The organism is Haloferax sp. DFSO60, assembly GCF_046557615.1.
Classification (GTDB): domain Archaea; phylum Halobacteriota; class Halobacteria; order Halobacteriales; family Haloferacaceae; genus Haloferax.
The window spans coordinates 763,450-778,410 of sequence record NZ_JBKIII010000002.1 but is presented as its reverse complement, the minus strand read 5'-3'; the positions used below and the strand labels follow the sequence as shown (position 1 = coordinate 778,410).

16 protein-coding genes and 1 tRNA gene are annotated in these 14,961 nt (G+C 61.1%); 11 read left to right on the top strand and 6 right to left on the bottom strand.

All coding sequences use genetic code 11. The annotated features are described in order from the left end of the window. Positions 1 to 121: 121 nt before the first annotated feature. Both idsA3 and ACK509_RS13515 read right to left on the bottom strand, forming a co-directional pair. A complete protein-coding gene (idsA3, locus tag ACK509_RS13520; RefSeq protein WP_410767062.1) occupies positions 122 to 1,168 on the bottom strand; it encodes a geranylfarnesyl diphosphate synthase in 1,047 nt (348 codons plus the stop codon). Beyond that, a complete protein-coding gene (locus ACK509_RS13515; RefSeq protein WP_410767061.1) occupies positions 1,168 to 2,520 on the bottom strand; it encodes an RNase J family beta-CASP ribonuclease in 1,353 nt (450 codons plus the stop codon). The genes idsA3 and ACK509_RS13515 overlap by 1 nt, the downstream gene beginning before the upstream one ends. Before the next feature lie 312 nt (positions 2,521 to 2,832). Here ACK509_RS13515 and ACK509_RS13510 point away from each other — a divergent pair, with 312 nt between their 5' ends. The 4 genes from ACK509_RS13510 to purF all read left to right on the top strand — a co-directional run bounded on the left by ACK509_RS13510 (position 2,833) and on the right by purF (position 6,108). Next, positions 2,833 to 3,834 carry an ATP-binding protein gene (locus tag ACK509_RS13510; RefSeq protein WP_410767060.1) on the top strand — a complete coding sequence of 334 codons (1,002 nt, stop codon included), beginning with the start codon at positions 2,833 to 2,835 and terminating at the stop codon, positions 3,832 to 3,834. A gap of 75 nt (positions 3,835 to 3,909) precedes the next feature. Beyond that, on the top strand, positions 3,910 to 4,140 hold the full coding sequence (locus tag ACK509_RS13505; RefSeq protein ID WP_410767059.1) for an LSM domain-containing protein: 231 nt from the start codon (positions 3,910 to 3,912) through the stop codon (positions 4,138 to 4,140). Further along, positions 4,137 to 4,313 (top strand): 50S ribosomal protein L37e, encoded by a 177-nt coding sequence (locus tag ACK509_RS13500; protein WP_004042936.1) that lies wholly within the window; start codon positions 4,137 to 4,139, stop codon positions 4,311 to 4,313. The genes ACK509_RS13505 and ACK509_RS13500 overlap by 4 nt, the downstream gene beginning before the upstream one ends. A 319-nt stretch (positions 4,314 to 4,632) precedes the next feature. Then, on the top strand, positions 4,633 to 6,108 hold the full coding sequence (gene purF, locus ACK509_RS13495) for an amidophosphoribosyltransferase (protein WP_410767058.1): 1,476 nt from the start codon (positions 4,633 to 4,635) through the stop codon (positions 6,106 to 6,108). Between the two features lie 34 nt (positions 6,109 to 6,142). Here the strand turns inward: purF and ACK509_RS13490 are convergent, their stop codons facing one another. Then, positions 6,143 to 6,703 (bottom strand): DUF420 domain-containing protein, encoded by a 561-nt coding sequence (locus ACK509_RS13490; RefSeq protein WP_410767057.1) that lies wholly within the window; start codon positions 6,701 to 6,703, stop codon positions 6,143 to 6,145. A gap of 143 nt (positions 6,704 to 6,846) precedes the next feature. Here ACK509_RS13490 and ACK509_RS13485 point away from each other — a divergent pair. From ACK509_RS13485 to ACK509_RS13455, 7 genes are all read left to right on the top strand, one after another. Continuing rightward, a tRNA-Leu gene (locus ACK509_RS13485) sits at positions 6,847 to 6,931 on the top strand. A 289-nt stretch (positions 6,932 to 7,220) separates the two neighbouring features. Then, a complete protein-coding gene (locus tag ACK509_RS13480; protein WP_410767056.1) occupies positions 7,221 to 7,376 on the top strand; it encodes a hypothetical protein in 156 nt (51 codons plus the stop codon). 98 nt (positions 7,377 to 7,474) lie between these two features. After that, complete coding sequence (locus tag ACK509_RS13475; protein ID WP_410767055.1) at positions 7,475 to 7,996, top strand: helix-turn-helix domain-containing protein; 522 nt, start codon at positions 7,475 to 7,477, stop codon at positions 7,994 to 7,996. 35 nt (positions 7,997 to 8,031) lie between these two features. Then, on the top strand, positions 8,032 to 9,219 hold the full coding sequence (locus ACK509_RS13470; protein ID WP_410767054.1) for an alanyl-tRNA editing protein: 1,188 nt from the start codon (positions 8,032 to 8,034) through the stop codon (positions 9,217 to 9,219). A 78-nt stretch (positions 9,220 to 9,297) separates the two neighbouring features. Beyond that, positions 9,298 to 10,443, top strand: a complete 1,146-nt coding sequence (locus tag ACK509_RS13465; RefSeq protein WP_410767053.1) for an acyl-CoA dehydrogenase family protein — start codon at positions 9,298 to 9,300, stop codon at positions 10,441 to 10,443. Between the two features lie 112 nt (positions 10,444 to 10,555). Beyond that, positions 10,556 to 11,092: an HAD family hydrolase gene (locus tag ACK509_RS13460; protein WP_410767052.1), complete on the top strand. Its 537-nt coding sequence runs from the start codon at positions 10,556 to 10,558 to the stop codon at positions 11,090 to 11,092. Positions 11,093 to 11,274: 182 nt separating this feature from the next. Next, positions 11,275 to 11,676, top strand: a complete 402-nt coding sequence (locus ACK509_RS13455; RefSeq protein WP_410767051.1) for a hypothetical protein — start codon at positions 11,275 to 11,277, stop codon at positions 11,674 to 11,676. Positions 11,677 to 11,681: 5 nt separating this feature from the next. Here ACK509_RS13455 and ACK509_RS13450 read toward each other — a convergent pair whose 3' ends face one another. From ACK509_RS13450 to ACK509_RS13440, 3 genes are all read right to left on the bottom strand, one after another. After that, entirely contained in the window at positions 11,682 to 13,187 is a 1,506-nt protein-coding gene (locus tag ACK509_RS13450) for an RtcB family protein (RefSeq protein ID WP_410767050.1), read from the bottom strand. Between the two features lie 85 nt (positions 13,188 to 13,272). Beyond that, complete coding sequence (locus ACK509_RS13445) at positions 13,273 to 14,379, bottom strand: DoxX family protein (protein ID WP_410767049.1); 1,107 nt, start codon at positions 14,377 to 14,379, stop codon at positions 13,273 to 13,275. Between the two features lie 89 nt (positions 14,380 to 14,468). After that, positions 14,469 to 14,879 carry an archease gene (locus ACK509_RS13440; RefSeq protein ID WP_410767048.1) on the bottom strand — a complete coding sequence of 137 codons (411 nt, stop codon included), beginning with the start codon at positions 14,877 to 14,879 and terminating at the stop codon, positions 14,469 to 14,471. Between the last annotated feature and the right edge of the window lie 82 nt (positions 14,880 to 14,961).

Genomic DNA, 14,961 nt, shown 5'->3' with positions numbered 1-14,961 from the left:
TCCTCGCGCGGGCAGGGGTACGAGGCATGTTACCACGCCTAGGCAGATATTCGTTGTGGCACACGAACGTGTCCAGAGTGTCTGAGAAAACGGCGCAGCCCAAACTGTGGGCGTGCCGCGATTAGTAACCGCGGGTGATGAGGTAGTCCGCGATATCGCACAGCAGGTCGCGGGCCTCGTTGTCGGGAAGCACGTCGAGGCGTGCTTTCGCTTGTTCGGTGAGGTCTTCGGCCATCTCACGGGCGTAGTCGATGCTGCCCGCGTCGTCGAGTTCGTTGACCGCCGCTTGGACTTCTTCTTCAGTAAGTTCGTCTGCGGTCTCGGCTTCGACCAACTCCTCGACATCGACACCCTGTTGCCGGGCGTGCAGGAGGATGATGGTCTCCTTGTTCTCGACGAGGTCGGAGCCTCGTTGCTTGCCGAGTTTCTCGGAGGGAACCGTCAGGTCGAGTACGTCGTCTTGAATCTGGAATGCGCTTCCAGACTCGATGCCGTACTGGTAGAGCGCCTCGACGACGTCGTCGTCTGCGCCCATGAGGACCGCCGGAATCGCCGCGGCCGTCCCGTACAGGACGGCCGTCTTGAGTTCGACCATGTTGAGGTACTCGTCGGGGAGTACACTGCTTCGGTGTTCGAACTCGATGTCCAATGCTTGGCCCTCACAGATTTGGATGCAGGTGGTCGCGAGTCGCTGGACGGCTTCCAGCCCGTTTGCCGGGTCTGCTCCGGTCTGGGTCAGGAGTTCGAACGCCTTCGCGTACAGGGTGTCACCCGCCAAGATGGCGGTCTCGGTGTCGTACTCCTTGTGGACTGCCGGGACGCCGCGCCGAAGGTCGTCGTCGTCCATGATGTCGTCGTGGATGAGCGTGAACGACTGGATGACCTCGATGCTCGCGGCGGCCGACATCACGTCGATAGCGCCGTCTGCGAGCGTCGGGAACGCGCGGTAATCTTCCGACATCGGCTCAACGTCGGCGAGTGCTTCCGCCGTGAGCAGGGACACCGTTGGCCGCAGGCGCTTGCCGCCCGCTTTGAGCAAGTACCGTGAGGCCTCGTAGAGACGCTCCGGTTCGGCCATCGGGACGTCCGATTCGAGTGCTTCGTTGACGAGTTCGCGCCGCTCGCGAATCGCTTCGAGCACTCGCTGTTCCGTCGCGTCAGGAGTCATCAGTCCACCAGCTGGATCATGTTGCCGTTACGCGTGACGTGCACGTCTCGGCCCAGGGCGTAGCCCTGACTCTCTGCGAGGTCGACGTACGGTGCGAAGCCCTTGAGGTTCTGGTGGGCCGGGATGACGTGCTGGGGCTGGAGTGCCTGCAGCATCTCGTAGTGGCCTTCCTCACGAAGGTGGCCAGAGACGTGGATGTCGTCGAAGATGCGTGCGCCCTGCATGCGCAGGAGACGCTCGGACTGGTAACGCTGTCCTTCGTTCGTCGGCTCCGGAATGACGCGAGCCGAGAAGATGACTTTGTCACCGTCGTCAATCTCGTACGGCGTCTCGCCGCGGCCCATGCGCGTCAGCATCGCACGAGGCTCGCCCTGGTGGCCCGTGACGATAGGCAGGTAGTTCTCCTTGCCTTCCTTCATGATGCGCTTGAAGGTGCGGTCCACGGACTTGCGGTGGCCGTACATGCCGAGGTCGTCGGGGAGGTCGACGAAGCCGAGGCGTTCGGCGGTACCGGAGTACTTCTCCATCGAGCGACCGAGCAGCACTGGTTGGCGGCCGATGTCGTTTGCGAACTCCACGAGCGACGAGACACGCGAGATGTGCGAGGAGAACGTCGTTGCGACGATACCGCCGTCGTAGTCCTCGACGGAGGTCATGACGTCCTTGAGGTGGCGACGAGCGACGGATTCGGAGGGCGTTCGGCCCTTGCGTCCGGCGTTCGTACAGTCCTCGATGTAGGCGAGGACGCCGTTTCCTTCACGACCGATTTCGCGGAAACGCTTCATGTCGATTGGGTCTTCGAGGACCGGCGAGTGGTCCATACGCTTGTCGAGACCGTAGACGACTGCACCTTCCGGCGTGTGGAGGACCGGGTTGATGGCGTCGATGATGGAGTGAGTGACGTGAACGAATTCGAGTTCGACCTGTCCGGAGTCGCCGATGGACATGGTCTCACCGGCGCTCATCTTGATGAGGTCGTTGTTCACGTTGAACTTGTTCTCGCCCTCGATTTGCTGTTTGACCAGCTCGATAGTGAAGGGCGTCGCGACGACGGGTGCGTCGTAGCGGTGTGCCAGTTTGGAGATGGCACCGATGTGGTCGAGGTGACCGTGGGTAGGGACGATAGCCTGCACGTCACCTTCCAGTTCGCTCATGACACGGTCGTCCGGGATGGCGCCCATGTCGATGAGGTCGAGGCTATGCATTTTCTCGGTTTCAACGTTGTCGTGGATGAGAACCTGCGACAGGTTCAGACCCATGTCGAAGACAACAACGTCGTCACCGGCGCGAACGGCCGTCATCTGACGGCCAACTTCTTCGTAGCCGCCAATGGTTGCGATTTCGATTTCCATGGTTGGTAATCTCGATATTCCGAGCATCGAAAGCCACAATGAGTGGCGAGGGTGCTCACGGAAAGACGGGTGTCTGGGGGCCACCGGCCCCGGCGTCTTGCAGCTCGTCGGTCGAATGACCCCGCGTGCGAGACAGCCCGACACGTATGAATTCGGGACGTCCGCACTTACCCGCGGGTTTCTGGTAGTTGACCGTACTCACTGGGGTATTAAAAACTACGTGGGTTGACCCCGCCCGCGTGGACGCGAGCTTCGGCGACCCCGTGAAAACACTCATATGATTTCGATTCTGAAAGTATGTTTAGTTGAGATATGGGCGAGTCTGAGGGTATCACTGTCGAACTCGAATCGGTCCCAGCGATGTGTGCGCTCGTCCGAATCGACGACTCACCGCGACTCGAAGCCTGCAACTCGGCGTTCGAGGAGGCAATCGGTGTCGAATCAGAGTCGCTCACTGGGGAAGAGATTCGTGAGCGGGTCCACAGTGATGACGAACAGGCCGTCATCGAGAGTCTCCTTCGGGCGGCGAACGGAACCGAGACCACCTTCGTGTATCGGGCGCGACACGCAACGAATGGGTGGGCGACGTTCGAGGCCCGCGCTCGGAGCCATCCGGACGGCGTGTTCGTCCTCGCCCGCGACGTCACCGACCAATCGCGGCAGCGCGAACACCTCGATGTCCTCAATCGCGTCCTCCGGCACAACGTCAGAAACGACTTCAACGTCATCGACGGGCACCTCCAACTCATCGCCGAATCGACCGCACAAACGCGACTCGAACGCTCGGCCGATGCCGTCCGCAACGCTGTCGACCGGTGGTTACGACTGACCGAACACGCCACCCGTATCGAGCAACTGTTCAACGAAACCGCAGAGCAGCAACTTTCGATAGAGCAACTCGTTCGCGGGGTGACGACGGCGAGCGAACTCTCCTATCCGAGGGCGGTGTTCACCGTCTCGATAGACGAGGGCGTCTCGGGAACGGCATCGTCACTGCTCGAAGAGGCGGTTCACGAACTGTGTGAAAATGCGGCGAAGCACACCACCGAATCGCCCGCTGTATCGGTCACGGTTCGCCCGGGGTCACATCGACACACCGCCGAAATCACCGTCGAAGACGACGGCGATGGCCTCCCACTGCACGAAGTTTCGGTTCTCCAAACGGGAGAAGAGACGCCACTCGTTCACGGAACGGGCATCGGCCTGCAACTCGTTCGGATGATTGTCGAACACGTCGGTGGGACAGTCGATGTCGATACAAAGGCCTCCGGAGGACGTGTGAGGCTGGTCGTTCCGACAGTTCCCGCCGCATAGCGCCGAATATGGGTAAAATCAGGTCTGTTCGTGTGGTTCGGCACATTTAAGATACTAACGGGACGGTTTTCAAGCATGAGCGGTCGACCCCTCGACGTTCTTGAGGCATCTTTGAACGAACCGGTGACGGTTCACCTTAAGGACGGCGACGCATACTACGGCGTTCTCTCTGGTTACGACCAGCACATGAACGTCGTGCTCGAAGAAGCGCTTGATGACGACGCTGTGCCTGGAGACATCGAACTCCGGCAAGTCGAAGACACAACCATTATACGCGGCGATAACGTCGTCACCATCAAAGCATGACGGGTGCAGGAACCCCTAGCCAAGGAAAGAAGAACAAGACGACGCACGTCAAGTGCCGACGCTGTGGTGAGAAATCTTACCACGTGAAGAAGAAAGTCTGTTCGTCCTGTGGCTTCGGTAAGTCGAAGAAGCGCCGCAGCTACGCCTGGCAGTCGAAGTCCGGCGACAACTAAGCAAACACTGACGGTCGGTTGACCGTCACCCTGTCTTCTGTCTCGTCTCTCTCGGGCGAGCATCGACAGCAACTCTCCTGACTCCCGTTCTGATACTGCAACCGTGCGATTCGTTCGCAGTTCGCTTGGTTTTCAGAGAGCGACAGCGTTGTTCTCACGTCGATGCCACCATGCGAGCGTGCAGTCCGCCGGTCACGACACAAGAATTATCTTTATTCCTACATATTCTATGCAAATGTGTGTATATCCAAGGCAATGAATACCGGCATGTACTGCATAAGGACGGGTTTTTTACCCCCTGCGTCCCCTACCGGTGAATATGACTCACGGGCGGGACGACTCCCACCATCTCGGCGGACCAACAGAGAAGTGCGGCGTTGTCGGCGTCGCACTCGGAAGCCGAAGCGCCGCGCGACCCCTGTACTACTCGCTGTACGCCCTCCAGCACCGGGGCCAAGAGTCGGCAGGTATCGTCACCCACGACGGATTCCAACAACACAGCCACGTCCAGATGGGACTGGTCGGCGACGCCTTCAGCGCCGACGATTTAGACGGACTCAACGGCTCTGCTGGAATCGGCCACGTTCGCTACCCCACCGCAGGCGACGTGTCGAAGTCCTGCGCCCAGCCCTTCGCCGTCTCGTTCAAATCCGGGTCGCTCGGTCTCGCCCACAACGGGAACCTCGTGAACGCTGATGAAATCCGCGACGAGTTAGAGAACTACGGCCACGCATTCACCTCCACGGGCGACACCGAGGTCATCGCCCACGACCTCGCCCGCAACCTCCTCGAAGAAGACCTCGTACGCGCGGTCAAGCGAACGATGGAGCGCATCCACGGCTCGTACGCGCTCACTATCATGCACGACGAGACCGTCCTCGGCGTGCGCGACCCCGAGGGCAATCGTCCACTCTGTATCGGCAAACTCGACGATGGCTACGTTCTTGCCTCCGAGTCAGCCGCCATCGACACCCTCGACGGCGAACTCGTCCGCGACGTGAACCCCGGCGAACTCATCGTTCTCGACCCCGACGGAACCGGCTTCGACTCCTATCAACTCGTCGAGCAGGAGAATACGGCCCACTGCTTCTTCGAACACATCTACTTCGCCCGTCCCGACTCCGTGATGAACGACTCGCTCGTCTACGAGGTCCGCCGCGGACTCGGCCGCAAACTCTGGGAAGAAAACGGCGTAGACACCGATGTCGTCATGCCCGTTCCCGACTCCGGTCGTGCGTTCGCCTCCGGATACGCCGAAGCCGCCCAAGAGGACGACGCGACGGTCGAGTTTGCCGAAGGCCTGATGAAGAACCGCTACGTCGGCCGGACATTCATCATGCCCACGCAGGACGAACGCGAGCGCGCCGTCCGCCTGAAGCTCAACCCAATCAAGAGTACCGTCGAAGGGAGGTCCGTGACCATCATCGACGACAGCATCGTTCGCGGCACGACGTCGAACCAACTCGTCGAGTTGCTCCGTGAAGCGGGCGCAGAAGAAGTCCACATGCGCATCGGCGCGCCACCGATTATCGCCCCGTGTTACATGGGTATCAACATGGCCACCCGCGAGGAACTCATCGCCTCCGACAAATCGGTCGAAGAAGTCCGTGAGACCATCGCGGCCGACAGTCTGGCCTACCTCTCTATCGACGCCGTCTCGGACGTACTCGAAAAATCGCGCGCCGACCTCTGTCTTGGCTGTGTCACCGGCGAGTACCCCTACGACATCGACGGCGAAGCCACCGACCGCGACGTGAGTCGCCCGGTCGTTGGGAGCAACGCACCGACCCAGTAAGCAGCGAGCTTCGAAAAATTCGTTCCGTCCGTTTTCAGTACACGACGTAGAGCAGCCCGTAGACGACGTTGCCGAGGAGAAACGAGATGAGCCACAGCGACGCCGCAATTCGTCCGACGCGGGCGTGTTTCGTCCCGAAGACCTCCGAGATGGGTCGGGTCAACGCGAGCAACAGCACGTAGTACAGAAGCGGGATACACGCGATGGCGAGCAGCATGTGAATCGCCAGCGTCGGCAAGTAGACGAACTGGTAGACCACCTGCGGGCCGCCGAAGTCGCTCGTTCCAGCCACCGCGACTTTGTAGAGATAGAGGACGAGAAACGCCGCGAAGAGGCCGAACGACGTGAGCATCATGCGTTGGTGCTTCTCAGGCTCGCCCTGTCGAATGAATCGAATCCCGGCGACGATAGTCACGATTGCGACGGTACTGATGGCGGCGTTCACGTGCGGAATCGCATCGAGGACGGTCGTCGGTGCCTGTGGGATAACTGTCCGAGGAATCGCCCCGAGTACCGCCCCGAAGACGAGGGCGAGCGAGACGAGCGTGAGGATGGCCGTCAGACCGTGAATGTGGTTGCGGGCGCGGAACTCCATGGACGTAGAGGGGAACTGATGGGCCAAAACCGTTCGGTCGATTTTCCCGGTACGGTGCCTGCAAACGCCCGACATTGTCGAGCCGAAAGGAAAGTCATTTAAATTACCGCGGGATAACTGAGAGTGCACACAAGACACAGCGGGCGTGGGTAGCCAAGCCAGGCCAACGGCGCAGCGTTGAGGGCGCTGTCCTGTAGAGGTCCGCCGGTTCAAATCCGGTCCCACGCATCGCATGTGCGGACTCAAAGTCCGCAATGAGGCGACAACGTCGCCGAATGATGCAGGTGATTTCCTACAAGGACATCACCCACGCACAATCCTTCAGCAAACTACAACCCACGAGAGGTTACTCTCCCCGTGGGTTTGCTGTATTTTACCAGAGAGCAACGGCGCTCTGCTGAGTGACGAATCGTCGATGTGAACCGACCGAAGCGACTCGGCACGGCCAGCCTCGGCTGTCAATTAGTCGCCAGATTAATCGCCGACTGCTGTGAGTTGCTTCGTGCGAAACCAAAGAATGCCCAACCCTGCCGAATCTCTCAGTTTTCTCGTCGTACTCGAATTCGTCGTCGTGGCGTCGATAGTGTTGCTGTTGGTTCCGTTCGACGTAGCAGCGCCGTTCGTCCCCCTGTTGCTCTTCTTCCTTCTCGTCCTCCATCTGTACCGTTCGTGAGTAACCATCGCGGTCGGCGTCGCTAAAACCGCGTCCCAGAGAACTGTTCGTCCGCGCAGTGCCGCGAGTTTAAAAGGGTCGAACGTGTAACACGCCACATGGCCAAATACTCCACAAACCGAGGGGGCGGCGGCTCCGACGGTGAGAGTTGCGAACTCTGTGGTCGAGCGACGAATAAACTCCGTCGCGCGAACGTCGCCGGTGCCGACCTATTGGTCTGTCCTGACTGCGCACCACACGGTGACAACCGTAACCGCGACAAGAAGCACGCCGACACCCAGAACACGCGTGACAACTCCGAACGCAACCGTCGCAAGCGCGCTGCACAGCGAACGGCGAAGATGTACGACCAGGCGAAAGGGAACGCGAAACACTGGGAAGAAAAGGGAACGAACTACGAGAAGGACCGGCTTCCCTACCTCGTCTCTGGATACGGCGGCGTCGTCGAGTCCGCCCGGCAGGATGCCGGACTCCAATTGGGTGACCTCGCCGAAGAACTCGAAATCGAAGAGAACCAACTGCTCGCAATCGAACAGGGTCGCGCGACCAGTGCGAACATCGGTGGGTCGGTCATCCGCACGCTCGAAGACCGACTCGACGTGCGCCTCGTAGACGAGTAGCACGATTTTTCTCCTCGGGGCGTCTCGACGCCCTCATGTCAAACTCTCTCGCGCCAGCACACCCCACAATGCGAGCGTTCGACGCGACGGTCGCCCACGTCGATGGCCGCGAAGTCACCCTCGAAGAGACGTACTTCTACCCAGAGGGCGGTGGCCAACCCGCAGATAGAGGCGTCATCGGCGGCGTCGATATCGAACACGTCCGGTCGGTCGAGGGCGAGGTCGTCCACGAACTCGCGGCGGAACCCGAGTTCGCCGTCGGCGACGAGGTGACCGGCGTCATCGACGACGACTTCCGAACCTACTGTATGCGCGCGCACACCGCCAGTCACGCGCTCTACGGAGCCGCACGCCACATCTTCGACGACCTCGGTTACGGCGGATTCGACATCTCAAACGAGAAGGTTCGGGTCGATTTCGAGACGAGTACGACCGTAGACGACGACGCCCTCGCAGAACTCGGACGACTCGTCAACCGCGCCGTGTGGGACTCGCGCGAGGTTTCGTGGGAAGAGATTCCCGTCTCCGAAGCACGCGAGCGCGAAGAAGTCGCGTTCAACGTCAAGACCGAAGAGGGTGTCTTCGCCGACGAGGACGAAGTTCGAATCGTCACTATCGACGGCTGGGATTGGGGTGCCTGCGGCGGGACGCACGTCGCCAACACCATCGAAATCGGCCCCGTCGAAATCTACGGGCGGTCGAACCCCGGCGAAGGACTGACGCGCGTCGAATTTGCGGTCGGCCCGTCGGCTATCGACCACCGAGCGACGGTCGAAGCACAAGCCCGCAACGCGGCGGCGACACTCGATTCGAGTCTCGAATCACTCGGCGAAGCGGCCACAGATGCCCGTTCGACACGCACCGACCTCGAAGCCGAACTCGCATCGCTCAAATCAGACGTGCTGAAAACGCGGCTCGCTGGATTCGAGACTGTCGAACGCGATGGCCTCGCGTGGAAAATCGGGTCAGTGTCTGGGTTCGAGGCGAACGACGTTGGTGAGGCCGCGAAAGCCGTCCGCGACGACGTGGACGTTCTCGTCGCCGTCGGCGAATCGAGTGCGCCATTCATCGTCGTCGCGAGCGCGGGCGACGTTTCTGCGGGAGATGTCGTTGCGGACGTGACCGACGAGTTCGGCGGTGGGGGCGGCGGCAGTCCGACCTTCGCGCAGGGTGGTGGACTCGGTACCGACGCAGCCGAAATCGTGACGTATCTACGCCCCTGAAGTGGGGAAGTCGTCGCTCCGCTGACGTTCGGTCGGCAATTCAATCATCTTTTTCAATTATCGTTCGAACAAGTGAGCATGGAAAGCGCAGGGTTTGCTTCTGGTCTGACCGACGAGCAGCGGGCGATTCGCGACGTCGTCCACGAATTCGCAGTCGAAGAAGTTCGACCGACGGCCCACGAAGCAGACGAGACGGAAACCTTCCCCGAGGACGTGTGGGACGGCCTCGCCGAACTCGACTTGACCGGTCTGACGGTCCCCGAGGAGTACGGCGGGTTCGGTGCCGACCGAACGACCTACGCTCTGGTGAACGAAGAAATCGCCTACGGTCAACTCGCCGTCGCGACGGCGCTCTCGGTCCACTGTCTCGCAACCGAGTGCATCGCCGAGTTCGGGTCGGACGAGCAGAAAGAAGAGTGGCTTCCGAAGATGGCGAAGGGTCGCCCAGTCGGGATGTTCGCGCTCTCGGAACCCGAAGCAGGGTCGAACCCCGCCGAGATGTCCACGGTCGCCGAGAAGGATGGCGACGAGTACGTCATCAACGGCAAGAAACAGTGGATTACGAACGGCCAGCGCGGCGGCGTCTGTATCCTCTTCGCCAAGACCGACCGCGACGACCCCCGTTCTGTCACGCAGTTCCTCGTCCCCAAAGAGGCAGGCTACGAAGTCGGCAAAAAGGAAGAGAAGATGGGCCTGCGCGCATCCGACACCACGTCGCTCATCTTCGACGACGTTCGCATCCCCGCCGAGAACCGCCTGACTGAGGTCGGGAAAGGTCTCTCTGCGGCCTTCCACATCCTCACCGGCGGCCGCATCGGTATCGCGTCGCAGGCGACTGGCCTCGCACAGGCCGCCCTCGACGACGCCGTCGAATACGCCAACGAGCGCGAACAGTTCGACAAGCCCATCGCGAAGATTCAGGCCGTGCGCCACAAAATCGCCGACATGGGCACGCAAGTTCACACCGCTCGAACGTTAGTTCGTGAGGCCGCTCGCGTCGCCGACGCTGGCGAAGACCCACGAATCCCCGCGTCGATGGCAAAGTACTACGCCAGCGAGGCGGCAGTGGACGTGACGAACGAAGCAGTGCAGGTCCACGGTGGGTACGGCTACACCACCGACTTCGACGTCGAACGCTACTACCGCGACGCGAAGATTACGACCATCTACGAAGGAACGAGCGAGATTCAGAAGGAAATCATCGCCCGGTCGCTGCTCGACTGAGGACACACACGGCCTCGCTCGCTGGCAGGCCGCGCTATTCGCTTTTTATTGAACCTTCGAAGGCCGCGCCGCGCCCGAAACGACTTCACCGTACGGTTCCCTGCTTTCAGGTATGACACGCTCACAGTTCGCTGACTTCGAGGCCATCGTCTACGACCTCGATGGCACGCTCGTGGACCTCCGAGTCGATTGGAACGAGACGGCGAACGACGCCGTGGCAGTCCTCCGAGACCACGGTATCGACGCGAGTTCGATGGACCTGTGGCAAATGCTCGACGTTGCCGACGAAGAAGGCGTCCGCGACGAAATCGAAGCCGTGCTGGCGAGACACGAACGCGCTGGCGCACGCGACTCTGCACGGCTTCCACTCGCAGATTACCTTCCGGACGACGACGTGCCATCGGGCGTTTGCTCGCTCAACTGCGAAGCCTCGTGTCTCGTCGCGCTCGATGTTCACGACCTCGACGACCACGTGGATGCAGTCGTCGGCCGGGATTCTGTCCCGACTCGCAAACCCGACCCCGAACCGCTCTTGACGACACTCACGCGAATGGATGTCGCTCCCGAATCTGCCGTGTTCGTCGGCGATTCACACCGCGACAAGGTGACCGCCGACCGCGCAGGCATCGCATTCCGCTACGTCGAATGAGAGTCCCTCCGGTCACTACGGCAAGCAGGCGACACTGAATCTCCGTGGGGCGGTGTGTCGCACACCCGCAGTTCGCTCCACGGCCGTTTTCAACGCATAGCGAGCGTGGCCGCGGCTTTGGATTTAAACGTCAGCCTCGACTCGGCGAGAGGGTTAAACCAGCCGAGTTCTACGCTCTCGACATGGGATATCCGGTCTCGTACTACTGCCCTCACTGCGGTGCAGTCGTCGAACTCGAACGCGATGGCTATCTTGCTGATAAGTCGGTGACGCCGTATCCACTCGAAGGATGGGAGTACGCCGACCCGGACGAGTCGTTCGAGGACGCAGAGGGCGTCCACTTCGTCTGTGGCGAGAGCGAGGCGTCTGGTGTGACGTGGACTGACGACGTGAGCGACGCCGACGACGTTGAGAATCCGATGCTCGACTCGCCCTGTGGTCGTCAGTTCTACCTCTCCTTTGTGAAGTACGAAGACGGCCGCGAGGTCGAAGCAGTCCCCGAGAGCGATTACGTTACTATCGGTGGACAGGGTCCGGCGACGACGCGGGGGCCGTCTGGGCCACGCGGACCCGGTGGACGGTAGGCGAACTATCCCTTGATGTTGCAGACGGGGAACGTCCGAGCGACCTTGTCGCCGATGCCGAGTTCGTCGGAGACGCGGACGACTTCGTCCACGTCCTTGTAGACGCCGGGTGCCTCTTCGGCGACAGTCGCGCCGGACTGTGCTTTCACGTAGATTTTCTCTTGCTCGCGGAGTTCTTCTTGGACGGTCTCGCCCCAGTACTCCTGTTTTGCTTTGGTTCGACTCATGAGACGGCCTGCGCCGTGCGCGGTCGAACCGAAGGTGAGGTCCAGCGAGTTCTCGCCGCCGCGGAGGACGTAGCTTCCCGACCCCATGCTGCCGGGGATGATGACGGGCTGACCGACCTCGGCGTAGGCGGGCGGGAGTTCGGGTCTGCCTGCGGGGAAGGCGCGTGTGGCACCTTTCCGGTGGACGTAGAGTTCGCGCTCCTCGCGCGCGACGGCGTCTTCGCTCGCCACGGGAGTCCCGTCGGCATCGACGCCGACATCGTGAACTTCTTTCTTGGCGATGTTGTGCGCCACGTCGTAGAGGAGGTTCATCTCCATGTCTTCCCAATCGCGCTCGAAGACGTTCTCGAACACCTGCCGGGTGCGGAACATGATGAGTTGGCGGTTCACCCAGGCGAAGTTGATGGCCGCGCACATCGCACCGTAGTACTCTTCGGCGAGTTTCGACCCGGCGGGTGCGGCGGCGAGTTCGCGGTCCGGAAGCGATTCGAGCAGGTCGCTGTGTTCTTTTTCGATGCGGCGGAGGTAGTCGGTACAGGTCTGGTGACCGAGTCCGCGCGACCCACAGTGGATGAGGACGACGATTTGGTCTTCTTCGAGGCCGAACTTTTCGGCCACGTCGTCGCGGTAGATGTCGGTGACACGCTGGACTTCGAGGAAGTGGTTGCCAGAGCCGAGACTGCCGATTTGGTTGCGACCGCGGTCTTTGGCTTTCTTCGAGACGTACTCGGGCTTAGCGTCGTCGCGGAAGCCCTCGTCTTCACAGTGTGCGAGGTCGTCTTCGGTCGCCCAGCCTTCGTCCAGTGCCCACTGCATCCCGCGTTCGAGGATGTCGTTGATGGTGTCCATGTCGCCTTTGACGACACCGCCACCGCCGAGGCCGGATGGAATCGCTCGGAAGAGCGCATCTACGAGTTCTTCTTCCTTCCCCTGAAGGTCGTCGTAGGTGAGGTTCGTCTTCATCATCCGGACGCCGCAGTTGATGTCGTAGCCGACTGCGCCGGGTGAGATACAACCGTCTTCGCAGTCGGTCGCGCCGACGCCGCCGACGGGGAAGCCATAGCCTTGGTGGCCGTCGGGCATGCAGATGGCGTACTTGCTGATTCCGGGCAGGTGCGTCGCGTTCTGCAATTGTTCGAGCGTCTTGTCGCCGCCAATCTGTTCGAGTAGGGCTTCGGAGGCAAGCACTCGTGCAGGCGTTCGCATGTCGCCCTCGCGTGAAATTTCCCAGACGTTCTCACGAACCTTCCGCAGTTCGACGTCACCGAACTCGCGCGTAGTCATAGCTCAAAGTTCGAGACGGCGACTGAATAGGATTCCGTCCTGTGTCGGTCGGAGGGTTCGTAGCTCCCATCGATGGAGTCCGCCCTTACTCTACGGTGTCACGAGGCCGCGACGGGCGCACTGTGTCCTCGTCGCTGTGCAGTACCGAATCCACGGAGAACGGTCCACCGCCCGTAATCAACAGCGCAGAGACGAGCCCGAACAGCGAGATGTGTGCGAGGACGGGGTCGTCTGGAAGGCCGAACAGCGTGGTGGTAAAGAGCAGAATCGCCACCGCGGAGGCGGCGCGAGTGAACGCTCCAACGATGAGGAGGACACCGACGAGGGCTTCTGTCAGTCCCGCGCCGACGACCCACAACTCGGGTGCGACGGGGACGACTGCCGTGAGGTTGTATTTCGAAACGACGGCGAGCGCATCGCCGGGGGCCATGATTTTCTGCGTGATTCCGAGGTAGATGAACGCAATACCGAGACCGATTCGGACGATAGTCGGAACGAACGCGGTGAGGTGACTCGTTCGCTCGACGAAGGGTTCGGCAACGCGGCGATAGAACGGGTCGATTCGAGAGTAGGCGGTTCGGTCGTCTGCCGCCATCGACGCGACCAGGTGGTCAGCACTCGGTTTGCCACCGCCGAGGAGCGCGATAGCGAGGAATCCGGGGACGTACTCGAAGGCGAGCAACAGCGCGGGTTCGATGGCGAGACCGACGAGATACACGACGAGACCGACGCCCGCGACGAGGCGCGTGCCAAAGCCGAAGAGGATGAGAAAGCCGACGGTGATACCGAAGAGTCGCGTGAACGTCGGCGACCCGGTCTGGACGATAGGCGAGAAGAAGTAGCCCGCAAACCCAGCACCCACCAGCGGCAGGCCAATCGAGAGACGGAGAAGCCACGGAAGGAGGTTCTCGTACGAACGCATCGTCTCGCGGAAGGTTCGAACGTCGTTCGAGAAGGGCCTAAGTTGGAGGTAGATTGCCCCGAGGCCGACGACTGCTACTGCCCCGCCGAGAAGCACCGTGACGGCGAAGGGGTCGGTCAGTACCGATTGGATGAACTCGGCGACGGCAACCGGGTCGCTGCCGGGGGTGACGTACTTGACGTGTGCACGCACTCGTCCCGTTGCGACGAGCAGGAGTGCGACTGCGACGACGCTTGAAAGCGCAGACGCTCCGCGCGAACGAATTTCCATACCCGAATCTTCGGCTGAGTAGTCATAATGTCAACGGGTAGATTCACTCGACTTCGGGTGAGAGAAGAGACGAATCGACTGAATCGGTGTTAAACGTCGAAGACGACGTAGGCTTCCCACTCGCCGTCGCTCTCTTCGATTCGCATCTCGGAGTACGTGACCGCTTTCACGTCGCGGGCGACCACGTCGGCCAGTGGAACGCCGCGATAGGTCGCTTCGACGACCCACTCGTCGCCTTCTTGTCGCGTAGTTGCGGTGTGGTCTGTCGGGAGAACTCCGCGCACATCGCGCTCGTAGATGAGTTCGTCGAGGTAGTCGAAGAGGACAGCTTCGCGGTTTTCGGCGCGAACCGAGATGGTGAACTCGTCGCCCGTTTTCGGGATCTCTTCACACATCGCGGCGGTCAGCCCAGAAGCGACGGCGGCAAACGCGTCGCCGAGCGTGTCACCGCTGGCTTCGACCGCGACGTCGGCGGTGTGTTCGCGGAGCGCAAATTCCATACCTGACAGAGGGCGGTGAGGAACCCTCGTCCTTTCGGTCTCGGTGTCGAAACGGACGGTGGAGTTATATTCTCGCTCCGGT